At 46.5% G+C, this 13,184-nt stretch carries 8 protein-coding genes and 1 pseudogene; 7 read left to right on the plus strand and 2 right to left on the minus strand.

What is annotated here, in order from left to right; translation table 11 throughout:
• The first annotated feature begins 353 nt into the window (after positions 1-353).
• From F6J94_RS19910 to F6J94_RS19925, 4 genes and pseudogenes are all read left to right on the plus strand, one after another.
• Positions 354-1,331, plus strand: a complete 978-nt coding sequence (locus F6J94_RS19910; protein WP_293026123.1) for a family 2A encapsulin nanocompartment shell protein — start codon at positions 354-356, stop codon at positions 1,329-1,331.
• A 1,480-nt stretch (positions 1,332-2,811) separates the two neighbouring features.
• The gene (locus F6J94_RS19915; protein ID WP_293043616.1) at positions 2,812-4,041 is read left to right on the plus strand and encodes a cysteine desulfurase; all 1,230 of its coding nucleotides are present in this window, start codon (positions 2,812-2,814) and stop codon (positions 4,039-4,041) included.
• Positions 4,042-4,185: 144 nt separating this feature from the next.
• A pseudogene (locus F6J94_RS19920) lies at positions 4,186-5,160 on the plus strand (family 2B encapsulin nanocompartment shell protein); the annotation flags it as partial.
• Between the two features lie 54 nt (positions 5,161-5,214).
• Complete coding sequence (locus F6J94_RS19925) at positions 5,215-5,889, plus strand: LamG domain-containing protein (RefSeq protein WP_293043618.1); 675 nt, start codon at positions 5,215-5,217, stop codon at positions 5,887-5,889.
• Between the two features lie 254 nt (positions 5,890-6,143).
• Here F6J94_RS19925 and selD read toward each other — a convergent pair whose 3' ends face one another.
• Complete coding sequence (gene selD, locus F6J94_RS19930) at positions 6,144-8,477, minus strand: selenide, water dikinase SelD (protein WP_293043606.1); 2,334 nt, start codon at positions 8,475-8,477, stop codon at positions 6,144-6,146.
• A 298-nt stretch (positions 8,478-8,775) separates the two neighbouring features.
• On the opposite strand from selD, the gene F6J94_RS19935 reads away from it, so the two are divergent.
• From F6J94_RS19935 to F6J94_RS19945, 3 genes are all read left to right on the plus strand, one after another.
• Positions 8,776-9,696 (plus strand): putative selenate ABC transporter substrate-binding protein, encoded by a 921-nt coding sequence (locus F6J94_RS19935; RefSeq protein ID WP_293043608.1) that lies wholly within the window; start codon positions 8,776-8,778, stop codon positions 9,694-9,696.
• Between the two features lie 284 nt (positions 9,697-9,980).
• Positions 9,981-10,748, plus strand: a complete 768-nt coding sequence (locus F6J94_RS19940) for a phosphonate ABC transporter ATP-binding protein (RefSeq protein WP_293043610.1) — start codon at positions 9,981-9,983, stop codon at positions 10,746-10,748.
• Between the two features lie 407 nt (positions 10,749-11,155).
• Positions 11,156-12,790, plus strand: a complete 1,635-nt coding sequence (locus F6J94_RS19945) for an ABC transporter permease (RefSeq protein WP_293043612.1) — start codon at positions 11,156-11,158, stop codon at positions 12,788-12,790.
• Between the two features lie 142 nt (positions 12,791-12,932).
• Here F6J94_RS19945 and F6J94_RS19950 read toward each other — a convergent pair.
• Positions 12,933-13,184: hypothetical protein (locus tag F6J94_RS19950; RefSeq protein ID WP_293043614.1), on the minus strand; the 252-nt coding region annotated here is incomplete at its 5' end.

Below are 13,184 nucleotides of genomic sequence, written 5' to 3' on the forward strand. Positions count from 1 at the left end.
TCCAAGTTAAAATTTTACCTGTAAAACTAGGGAACAGGGAACGTGGAACAGGTAAAAGTGATAATATTTGACTATTTAAGTACTCAAATTGATTGTTATCACTGCCGTTATTAAGTTTTTTGTAGTTGTGCAATATTTGATTATATAGTGTTTTGGTAATTCAATAAACACTATATAAACTATATAATTTGTAAAATCCCTTGTCAACAAGCACAATAAGCCATGGTTAATTAAGAAATATTACCGATTACCTAACAAGAGACAAGATTTGTTTACTCTAAATTGCTATCCGCGTCAGCATATAGTATATTAATCCTGGTGAATTAAATTAATGTACTGCTTGGATTTAAAAGATGGTTTATACACCAGACCAACCGCAACAAAGCTTAAGTACTCAAACAGCGCGTAATTTAGCGACGACGACTAAAACAGCGCCCCAAATGCGGGGGAAGACCCCACGTTTACTCCTCAAGCTTCTACCTTGGGTTGAGGTTTCAGGTGGTACTTACCGGGTGAACCGCCGAGATATCAGAGTTACAGAAGAGATGCCCACGAACGATGATGGGGAAAAGAACATTGAAATATTAAGTGGTCACGAAGGCGAACCCAGCGTCACCCAAACCTTTGTTGACTACGATGATGAACCTCGGGAGTATCCCCTGAGTATTGTCCAGACAATCTTGAAGGTTCATACCCGAGTCGGTGATCTCTACAGCAATGCCACGGATCAGGTGCGAGAGCAGTTGCGCATCACCGTTGAAGGATTGATGGAACGTAAGGAAAACGACATTATTAACCATGATGGTGATGGTGATCCCGACAAAGCCTATGGCTTAGTCCATGCCGCAGATCCATCTATGCGCATCTCCACTCGTACTGGGCCACCCACACCGGATGACTTTGATGAACTATTGACAAAGGTCTGGAAACAGCCAGCATTTTTCTTAGCCCACCCCCAAGCGATCGCTGCGTTTGGCCGAGAATGTACGCTTCGGGGTGTTCCCCCTGCAACCGTTCAACTATTTGGTTCTCCCTATATCACCTGGCGAGGGGTTCCGGTAGTTCCCAGTAATAAGTTGAAGGTAAACGAGGGCAAAACCAATATTCTGCTGATGCGAGTTGGCGAAGCCGCCCAAGGGGTGGTGGGTCTACACAAAACTGGCGTGTCTGGAGAACAAGTGCCGGGCGTGTCCGTGCGTTTAATGGGGATCAATGACCAGGCGATTGCCACTTACCTGATTACCACCTATTTTTCCGTAGCCTGCCTTGTGCCCGACGCCCTAGGCGTTCTGGAGAACGTAGATATTACGACCTACCATAATTATGACTGAACAACAAGGTTTAAATCTTTCCCCATCGCCTCAGAACAGTCAACCCCTTGAAAGCTCTTTCGGAGGGGATCTATCCGATCCCCAAATGTTAGATCAGATATTGAATCAGCTCTTTGCCCAGCTACCCGAACCGCTAACCTCACCAGAGGCAATAGCTGGCATGATACCACAAATGCTGACTGGACAGGGTTCAAGTCAACCTGTGGCGGCTGCTCAAGCTCAATCCAGCAGCCAGAGTCCCAAGCAACAAGAGACTCAACCCCAGCAGACCAATAGTGGGCAAAGTTCAGAGCAATTGCTCTGTGATGCCCAACAGCAGCTGTCCAGCCTACAGGGTCTAGGTCAAATAATAGACCCAATCATGTCTGAGGCTCAACAAATCATCTCTGGTTTGGGGAGTCTAGACCTATTGGGAGCTGAAGCTCAACAGCTGCTGTCCAGCGGGTCAACCCCAGACCAGATGGCTGGAACTAGTCAGCAATCTCCTGATCTGCAGGGAAAAACACCCACATCTGCCCCATTAACGCCAGTGCCTCAGGGGGATACCTCTGGCTCTGCCTTAATGCCTGAGATCTCCTCAGCACAAACCCCCAACTTGTCTCCGACTCAAACCAGTGAGGCAGCAACCAAAAGCACAACTGCACCCAGCACTGCTGCTAGCGAAGCCAATCGGCCAGGGCGTCAAGTACCCAGTCAATCTCCAAGCAGTGGCAATGGCATCACAGGGATGGGGGATCTCAGCCTCAGCGAGTTCCTACCCGACTCAGCCGAATTACAGCGTCTGTTTGAGCAAGGCATGGCAGCCGTTGTGCCAACCGAACCTGCTCTTCCGGCTTCCCCTCAATCTGGCTCAGACCAGATGGGAGCAGCAGAATCTACCAGTACAGCATTGCAGAACCCTGAACAGGTAGGATCGGAGGTTGAACCAAAAGCTAAAACGGTGCTAAACCCTGAACAAGCTGGTGCAGTGGGCCAACAATCCTCTCCTGATATCCAGGGTAAAACAGCGGCTTCTTCCCAACCTGCGTCTTTATTTGATGAAAGTTCCCCCGATTATTACTTTTTGCCAAATCTGTCTCCAACCATCACCTCTGCTGCCTCTACGCTACCTGCTGGTGACCCATCCGGTAGCAACATGGTGGCTCCCGAACAACTCGGAGGGGCAATAGAAACCCAAAGCCGTGAGCTACAAGGTCAAGGGGAAGGGGAAATCCAAAACCTCAAACAACTTGGGGGACGGAGCACCAGCGAGGCTCTACCTCAGGTTGAGATGCTACCCGGTGCCGAGTTCCTGAGCATTTTAGAGGAAGGGGTTGGTCGCATTCCTCTGAGTGAAGCAGATCTGCATCAGTCTCTAACCGAACCTCCAGCAGCGGTGCCCCTGCCCCCTGGAAGCACACCTAAGTTTTACTTTTTGCCAGACTCAAAACCGGCGGAGTCAACTTCATCCAAGCCTTCCACTGAGCAACAAACCTCGCAACTGCCCAAAGATGGCTTTGATGTGGAAGCGGTACGGCGAGACTTCCCAATTCTGCACCAGCAGGTTCATGGCAAGCCACTGATCTGGATGGATAATGCGGCCACCAGTCAAAAACCCCAGAGCGTGATCGATACTCTATCCCAGTTCTACGAGCAGGATAATTCCAATGTACACCGAGGGGCTCATACCCTAGCGGCGCGCTCTACCAATGCCTACGAAGACGCTCGGGAGAAAATTCAACGGTTTCTGGGCGCAAGTTTAGCCAAGGAAATTGTCTTTGTACGGGGTACGACCGAAGGGATTAATCTGGTGGCGCAAACCTATGGTCGCAAGCATGTTAAAGCTGGGGATGAGATTTTGCTCACTACCTTAGAGCACCACTCTAACATTGTGCCCTGGCAGATGCTAGCCCAAGAGAAAGGAGCTGTGTTAAAGGTTGCTCCTATTAGTGATCAAGGGCAAATCCTACTGGAGGAATATCAAAAACTGCTCAGCGATCGCACCCGTATCGTTGCTCTGAGTCATGTTTCCAATGTCTTGGGAACGGTGCTGCCCATCAAAACCATGGCAGCTATGGCTCATCGCCATGGTGCTACGGTGGTGGTCGATGGGGCTCAATCGGTTCCCCATTTCCGAACCAATGTTCAAGACCTGGGGGCTGACTTTTATGTTTTCTCCGGTCACAAGCTCTTTGGCCCCACTGGCATTGGTGCTCTCTATGGCAAGGCAGCTTTACTCAAAGAGATGCCCCCCTGGCAAGGCGGTGGCAACATGATTGAGTCTGTTTCCTTTGAAAAAACCACCTTTAACGACATTCCAGCTAAATTTGAAGCAGGTACCGGCAACCTGGCAGCAGCTGTAGGTTTAGGGGCAGCCATTGACTATCTCAATCAAATTGGTTTTGAAGCGGCGGCTAAACATGAAGAAGCATTGATGGCCTATGCCACAGCGGCAATGGCAGCTATTCCAGGATTGCGCCAGATTGGTACAGCGCCGGATAAGGTCAGTACGTTGTCGTTTACCCTTAAGAATATTTCTTCAGAGGATATGGGGAAATTCTTGGATAGTGAAGGCATTGCCGTACGTGCTGGACATCATTGCGCCCAACCCACCCTGAAACGGTTTGGGTTGACTAGCACTGTGCGCCCATCCTTAGCCTTTTACAACACCTTTGGAGAAGTAGATAAGCTGATCGCAGCAATTAAAAAAGCAAAACACCAGTTATCTTAAGCTGTTGCGTATTTAACTTGTATGTTTCGGATGGGCATCTCGCCCATCCCACAAGAAACTGATGATTGTTGTTTATACAAATTAGATGCGTTGCGAGCTTAAAACTCAATATAAAAACCCTAATCGTTTAAGAGAACCCATCCCATGGTTTACACATCGGAGCAGCCACAACAGAGTTTAAGTGTTCGTGCAGCCAAGAAACTAGCCTGTACCACCAAATCCCCGCCGCAAATGCGGGCCATTTCACCACGCTGGTTGCTCCAGCTATTGCCTTGGGTTGAAGTGTCAGGGGGGACTTACCGTGTCAACCGACGGGATGTCAGGATTTCAGAGGGTTTTGCCGCAAACGATGACGGAGAAAAGAACATTGACATCTTAAGTTGTCACGAAGGGGAACCCACCCTCACCCAAACCTTTGTTGACTACGACGATGATCCGCCGGAATATCCCTTAAGGGTGGCTCAAACAATTGTGCGGGTGCATACCCGGGTCAGTGACCTCTACAGTAATGCCAGAGATCAGTTGCAAGAGCAGTTGCGCTTGACTATTGAAGGGCTAAGGGAGCGCAAGGAATGGGAAATTGTCAACAACGATGGCAATGGTGATCCAGACCGAGCCTTTGGGTTACTCCACAGGGCGGATCCTTCCATGCGACTCTCAACGCGCACAGGCCCCCCTACCCCAGATGATTTTGATGAACTCCTGGCTAAGGTGTGGAAACAACCAGCCTTTTTCTTGGCTCACCCCAAGGCGATCGCCGCCTTTGGTCGGGAATGCACTCGTCGTGGGGTTCCCCCAGCCACAGTGAACTTGTTTGGATCGCCCTTTATCACCTGGCGTGGAGTTCCCATTATTGCCAGTAACAAACTTGCTGTGGACGCCAAAGGCAAATCCAATATTCTGCTGATGCGCGTGGGTGAAGCGCAGCAAGGAGTTGTAGGGCTACGTAAAACAGGTTTGATTGGCGAACATGAAGAGATTCCAGGTGTCTCTGTGCGGTTGATGGGCATTGACCAGAAAGCGATCGCCTCCTACCTCGTCACCCTTTACTTTTCCGCCGCCGTGCTGGTTCCCGATGCTTTGGGGGTACTAGAAAATGTAGATACTGGTCGCTATTATGATGAAGATGCAAATAGTAGGAAAAGACCCTCGGCATCTTCTGTGTCTTCCAATGTGTCATCCAAACAGGCCGTTCTCACGTTTGATGGTCAGGATGATTATATCGATTTGGGAAATCAGCCTGAATTTAAAATTGCCAAAGAGATCACCCTAGAAGCTTGGGTTTATTGTGAAGCCCAAGTTAGAGAGGCTGGTATTATTTCCAATGTTTTTGATACAGGTGCTGCTAAGAGTGGATACGGTCTCTTACTCAATGGGAAAAGCGGGATATTTTTTGCTTTGAAAACCTCATCTCAAAAAATTATTTATTTGAATAGTAAAAGCAATAGCCTTACATTAAATCAATGGCATCATATTGCTGGAACTTACGATGGTAAAGAAATGAAGGTCTATGTAGATGGAGTAGAAAAAGCAAATCGAGCTCTAGAATCTTCTGGTATTGATTACAAGCCCGAAAATGATTTAGCAATTGGCAGATATAACGATAACAATGAAACCCATCTTTTTAAGGGTAAGATTGCTGAAGTTAGGCTTTGGGGAGTGACTCGTACTCAGGCAGAAATCCAAAAGGATATATCCCGCCGTTTGATCGGGAATGAACCAGGACTAGAGGGATATTGGCCTTTGAACGAAGGGAGTGGCAATACCGTTTCTGATCGTACAAGTCATGGTAACAATGGCACAATTAATGGTGCAACTTGGGGGACTGCTGATGATTTACAGCTTTGAACAAAATCTGCAAAAGCAGAGCTAGTAGGGTGGGCAAGGACAGGTAAAATGTCTATCCCACAAGTAATCAAAGCTAGTAGGGTGGGCAAAATGAATATCTTTAAGGATTAGACTGATAAATCGCCCATTTTTGCCCACCTAAGCTGTTCGACATTTAACTTGCATGTTTTGGACGGGCGAGACGCCCATTCCACAAAGAACTAAGGACAGGCAAGATGCCCAATACTGCATTCTCAATTCTCAATTCTCAATTCTCAATTCTCAATTCCCAATTCTACATTCCTCAGGGTAATTGGCATAGTTTCCGGAGCAGGAATAACCCTACCAATCAAGGAGCTTTGTTTGTGGCCAAATGTTTTCAACTTCTTGATACATTCATCAACGTTTTCAGCTGGAATAGCAGCCAGGAGTCCACCAGAGGTTTGAGGGTCAAATAACAACTGGTATTTGGCTAAATCACCAACCTGGGTAGCATTATTGATGTAGATGGCTAGTCGTAAATTTTGAGGGTGTAGGGAACTGGTAATTCCTGCTTCCACGGTTTCTATGGCTCCTGGCAAAATCGGTATGGCATCTAAGTCTAATTCAACTCCCACTTGGGAGGCTTTTACCATCTCTAAAAGGTGTCCGAACAGCCCAAATCCAGTAATGTCAGTGCAGGCTGTTGCGCCGGATTCAAGAAGGACTTGGGCAGCAGTTTGATTGGAGAGCAACATGGATTCAAGGGCCTGCTCAATCCAGCGACCTTTAGCTTGGTAGCGCATATCAGCTGCAAACAGTGTTCCTGTACCAATAGCTTTGGTTAGCATCAACACTTGCCCAGGTTTCATCCCACTTTTGCGCAAAAGTTGGTCGGGATTAACTAGCCCGTTGCAGGACAGACCAAAGGCTAATTCCGCGCCTTCAGTGGTGTGACCACCAATTAAGGGACTCTGACAGTCTTGGAGGATTTTATTGGCTCCCGACATCAATTGATAGAGGGTTTCCTCGATCTTTTCGTCTGTCCCGTAGGGAATGGTGACGATGGCTAAGGCACTTTGAGGGGTTGCTCCCATGGCAAAAATGTCACTCAAACAGTGATTGCTGGCAACTTGACCGAAGATATAGGGGTCATCGATCAAGCTACGAAAATAATCGACTGTCTGTACCAGCAGTTGACCGGCTGGCACTTGCAAAACAGCTGCGTCATCTGGGTCCCCCAATCCAATCATAATATCGGCTCCTCCCATGATCGGCAGCCGTTTGATCACCTTTTCTAGGATTGTACTACCCACCTTTGAACCACAGCCTGCACAGTGCATTTTGGGTTTGCTAATCGGTGATGGCAACAGGGAACTGGAGAGATTGTCTTCTTGTCTTTTGGACTCTTGATCTCCCCTACTGCTTGGTTCTTCCGCTTCCATTGACGGTAAATCGTCAAACTTATCCATGAATTTGCGGTCAATTTGGTCTTTCCATAGCCACAGCAGCGGTGAGCGCCACTCCAAAAATGACCAAGAAGCGATCGCTTGTTTGTCCCCCGTGCCAATTAAACTTAAATATCGAGCCTGGGGATGGTAAGGGAGCAGTTTTTGGCCTAAGACAATCCGTCGCAGGTTTTCAAATAATGGTTTTCCCTGACGAACAGCAAATACCCCAGCTTTAGGCCGCTGGTAGTTTTGCATGGTGGCAATATCTCCAGTAGCAAAGACATGGGGATGGGAAATCGACTGTAAGGTATCGGCAACGAGAATGAACCCGCGCTCATCAGTGGCTAGTCCTGAGGCTTTAATCCAACTGGGAGCCGAGGCTTGAGTCACCCAAAAGACATGGTGGCATTCAACTTTTAAGCCAGAGTCACAGATCACCTTGAGGGGTTGGGATTGATCGGCATCAGCAGATATTTGACTCACTTCTTCCCTTAAATGGATTCTAATTCCTCGTTGGAATAAAATTTTTTCTAAGTGACCCCGGACCCAACGATTGTGCTGGGGTAACAGTTGAGTACCTCGATGGAATAAATGAATTTGTAACTTCTCCGTCGGTTGACCAGCATCGGTTAAAATTTGATGCAATTTTGCTTGCATGTTCAGGGCCAGTTCTACTCCACCAGCTCCACCCCCAACAATACCCAAGGTGAGAGGGCCCATGGGATTGTGTTCCACCTGGGCAGCGATTTGCTCCCAGGCTGCCAAAAACAGGGGAACCGGTTTTGCAGGAATCGCATACTTAGCTGCACCAGGTGTTCCAACCCTTGCTGGCGTACTGCCAATATCAATGGATAAATAATCAAAGGCAACAGGGGGATGATTGGCACAAATTACTTTCTTTTCAGTTAACTCCAGACCAATCGCTTGGTCTAAATATAACTGGGCTTTGGAAAACACCGCCAGACGACGCAAGTCGATGTGAGCTTCATCGTAGGTGTAAAAACCGGCAACATGACCTGGTAGCATTCCCGAATAGGGGGTGTGGGCATTGTCGGTAATCAGGGTTATACGGACACCAGGCAGAGGTTTCATGGCAAACTTTTTGAGAGCGATCGCATGGCTGTGACCACCACCAACTAAGACTAAATCTGTGGTGATCGGTTGAGGAGCTGGCTGCATGAGACCCGTTGAAAAAATTGAAAAAGCTGTCTTCAGTTTATCTAATTTTGCTTCAATAAAACCCACATCCCAGACTTGACAGTGTCATAGGTAATAATCAGGCTTTATCTGTGGCTGATCAAACATCGATAGCGCCAAATTAACTATTTATAGGTAAAAAAAATCGCCAAGCTACACAGAATTATTAGCGTATTACTTTAATACTACAACTTGATCGGCGAAATCTGGGATAAAAAAATTAAATTTTTACCTTAGCCAAAGTATAATCTTCACAGTTTGATGATCAAGGAAGAAAACAATGAACAAAAAAATCTTACTAGGTTTTCTTTTAGTCCTATTACTACCGGTTACTGCCTGTGCCCCTAGCTCCGATTCTACATCCTCGTCTGGAAATGGGGCTCAGGTTCAATCTTTTACCACTGGAGCAATCCCCGATCAAGATCCTGAAAAGTTACAGCGACTCTACGGCAAGCTTGCAGCTTACCTAGAAGCGGAGTTAAAGGTTCCGGTAGAATACAAGCCCGTGATTGACTATGCAGCAGCGGTAACAGCTTTTCGGGTGGGGGACTTGGATCTGGTCTGGTTTGGTGGACTGACTGGGGTTCAAGCACGGTTACAGGTAGAAGAGGCTGAAGCGATCGCTCAACGGGATATTGATGCTGAATTTCACACCGTTTTTATCGCCAATAAAAGCAGCGGGCTCAAACCCATTAAGGATATTAAAGATTTAAAAGTTTTGAAAGGTCATACCTTAACTTTTGGCAGTGAGTCATCTACCTCTGGACGCTTGATGCCCCAGTATTTTCTCGAACAAGCAGGGGTAACCTTAGACGATTTTAAAGGTGAAGTTGGGTTTTCAAAATCCCACGATGCCACCATTCAATTGGTTGAGGCAGGGAGCTACAAGGTAGGAGCCTTGAACGAACAGGTCTGGAAGAGTCGCGTTGCAGCTGGAAATGTGGACTTAAAAAAAGTAGAGTTGATTTGGCGAACTCCAGCTTACTATGATTATCACTGGGTGATTAATCCTAAAGTCAAAGAACGCTACGGGGATGATTTTGTCGAGCGGGTTCAAGCCGCCTTGTTAAAGCTAGATCCTAATGTTCCCGAGCAAAAAGAAATTCTTGACTTATTTGGAGCTACTAAATTTATTTCTACAAAAAATGACAACTATGCCCAAATTGAGAAAATTGGACGGAAAATTGGCAAGATTAAGTAAATAAGCTGATGTACATTTAAATTGGCTATTCCCCGTTCCTTTATCCGCTGTTCCCTGTTACCTTTGAGCAATTTAGGTGGCGTTGCGTCAGTCTTCGCGCTGAATAGGAGTAGGGTGGGCATCCTGCCAGCCAGAAAAGATCGCCGAACAGGCAAGATGCCCATTCCACAGGTGCGACCCGTGGCGAATTTAATAATTAGATGCGGAAAGCCCACCTAAAAACTTTTAAAATCATTCCAATATTAAGCAACGCCAAATCCTGAAGAGCTTATCACTAATCACCAATGACTAAAATTCCTATCTTTGAACTCAAACAGGTATCCCTGCAATTTGGCCAGTTTCGGGCATTGACTAACCTTAACCTCAAGATTTATCCTGGGGAACGAGTTGCCCTAGTGGGGGCGAGTGGTGCAGGTAAAAGTACCTTGATGCGCCTGCTCAATGGCATCTTACTCCCCAGCGAAGGAGAAGTCTGGGTCTTAGGTCGTAATCTAGCTAGAATCTCCCCGCGCCAATTGCGTCAGGTGCAGCGTCGCCTTGGCACCGTTTACCAACAGTTCAATCTAGTCAATAACCTCCGGGTGATTCATAACGTTAATGCCGGTCATTTAGGACGCTGGTCATTGATGAAAGCTCTTATTTCTTTATTGTTTCCCCAAGAGGTAGACACTGCTCTCAAGGCTTTAGCTCAGGTAGGAATTCCCGAAAAGCTTTATGCACCAACCGAGGAACTGTCTGGAGGACAGCAACAAAGGGTTGCCTTAGCTAGAGTGCTGGTGCAAAATCCTGACGTGATTCTTGCTGATGAACCGATTTCTAACCTGGACAGGCAAATGAGTCGGGAAATTATGGATTTGCTAAAGGAGATAAGTGAAACCGGGGGAAAGACATTAGTAACTAGTCTGCATTCTATCGAATTCGCCTGCAGTCATTGCGATCGCTTGGTGGGATTGCAACGGGGAAAGATTGTCTTTGATGTTCCTCCAGGGGTTTTGTCTCAGAGCATGATCGACAAATTATATGCTACAGAGACTGATCTGATGAATGTATAGTTTGAAATTTTTAGGAACCTTTCCGTCTCAAATCCTATAGCACTTGGAGTAAATATTAAAACACATTAGAGGTCTATAAATCATCTTTAATCGACTCAACTGAATCAAACTAAACGTTCCAAAAATGATGATTTAAACTTGAATTTTATCAACGATATTACCGTGACCAAAGTAGTTCTATTAATTTTCTAAATTTTGACTACAGTAAAGCTAAGTTATTACATATTTACACTACCATTTATTTCGTTTGTTTCGTCTATTAACCTCTAGTTTTAGGGTGTTATGGTATTCTATAAATTTCTATTTGTGTTCCCTGTTACCCGTTTGATTTTCCCTGTTACTTTATCCACTGTTCCCTTGAAACCAAAATACTATTAAACTAATATACTTCCGTTGCAATAACTTAGATGACTCAAAGTTTATCTCGTCCACCATTACTGAATCGCAGCCTGCTGTGGGGAATTTGTTTTGTCATTTTTATCGGGATGGCGGTTGTTAAAGCTGGTATCTTTGAGCAAGATCTTGTTAATGTGGGAGGATTTTACCAACTATTGCGATTCTTGCGGGCGAGTTGGCACCCCGAAGTGAGTCCTGAGTTTCTGCAGCTGACCCTGAAGGCTACCCTCACGACCCTAGCTTATGCCGCCTGCGGCACTTTTCTGAGTATCTTGCTCGGCGTGGTGGCAGGAGTTATCACCTCCCAGGTTTGGTGGTTGACAGTCTTGCCTCACTGGACTCTGCGACAACCCATCTGGCTGGGAATTCGGGGACTGCTGGCCTTCCCCAGAGCAATTCATGAGATGATCTGGGGCATTTTTTTTGTCAGTATCTGGGGTTTAGATCCTCTGGCGGCCATTATGGCCATCGCCATTCCCTATGGGGCAATAGTCGCGAAGGTCTTCTCAGAAATTCTGGATGAAACGCCCCGGGGTGCTTTGATGGCATTACTCAGTAGTGGCGTGTCCCCCTTGATGGCCTTTCTTTACAGTATCATTCCGCAAGCCTTTTCAAATCTCCTGTCCTACACCCTCTATCGCTTTGAGTGTTCCATTCGTTCAGCTACTGTACTGGGGCTGGTTGGGGCTGGTGGGTTGGGCTATGAGATCTTGCTGAGTTTACAGTCTCTGCGTTACGAACAACTATGGACATTTTTCTATGCCCTAGTTTTATTAAGTGCTGTAATTGACATCAGTAGTGTCATCTTGCGCCGCCGGATTAATTTGACAGTAGTTTTAATTTTAGTGGCCTTGTGCTGTTTGGGGTTTTTGTATGTCAGTCCTGATGTGAGCAAGTTTTGGTCTCCCCGAACTCAAAAACTCTTGGGTGACATTGCCCAAGCATCATTTCCCCTCGATTTTAAGGCTGTGCCCTTGTCGCAGCTGTGGAAGTTATCACTACAAACTCTAGTTATGTCTGTCCTGGCGAGTGCTGGTTCTGGTCTTGTAGGGATTGTTCTGTCTTTTCCAGCAGCCCATAATTTTTTGCTACCAGGGGGATTGCTCAATCCCAGTCCAAAAGCTTCGCGATTAGCTGCCTTACAAGGCTGGTCTATCCTAGTATTCACCAGGATCATACTAATGTTTGGCAGAGCTATTCCTGCCCCAATTTGGGCATTAGTGGTGATGTTTGTCATGTTTCCGGGAGTGTTACCTGGTGCGATCGCCCTAGGATTGCATAATCTAGGCATCCTTGGCAGGTTGATGGCAGAAATCAATGAAAATTTGGAAAAGCCTCCCTTAGAAGCCTTAAAAGCACAAGGAACTCCAGGAGCACTCTTGTTTCTCTATGGGATATTCCCGATGAATTTACCTCGTTTTCTGGCTTATATTTTCTATCGCTGGGAGGTGTGTATGCGGGAGACGGTCATTGTAGGATTAGTTGGGGCTGGAGGATTAGGGGTATTGTTGACCGAACAACTGAGCAGCTTTGATTATCCGAGTGTGGGCATGACGCTGGTTTGTTTTGTCTTTTTGACTTTTTTCGTTGATTGGGTGAGTGCTGCCGCTAGAGAATCGATAACTCCTCATCAATCTCTAAATTAGTAATGGGATTACGCTTCTGCCTTACTGGTGTTGCACAATAACAGGATGATGTACCTATTTGCCGAAGGAAGTTTGAACTGTAGAGATACTCTTAAACCGTCATAAATCAGGATAAACCCGCATAAAACAGTCAAGGTGCAATTTATTGTTGCCTGAGGGAGAAGTGGTCATCAGCAATTGGAGTCAAGCCTGCCACAAATCTTTCTAGGCGATCCTGGCATCTCGACCAGGAGTTTCTTGAAAGCCTTAGTTTTGCTATGCTTACAATCAAGGGGCGACCGATGAAGGCGCTCATAGAAGCGAAAGGGGTAAGAGCCTTTCCACGGTCAGGATTCAGGCCAAGTTCCCACCCAAAGGAGCGTATTGAGATGGATAACTCGGTGAAAACTAGGTT

Source organism: Moorena sp. SIO1F2 (genome assembly GCF_010672755.1).
In the GTDB taxonomy this organism is placed as follows: Bacteria; Cyanobacteriota; Cyanobacteriia; order Cyanobacteriales; family Coleofasciculaceae; genus Moorena.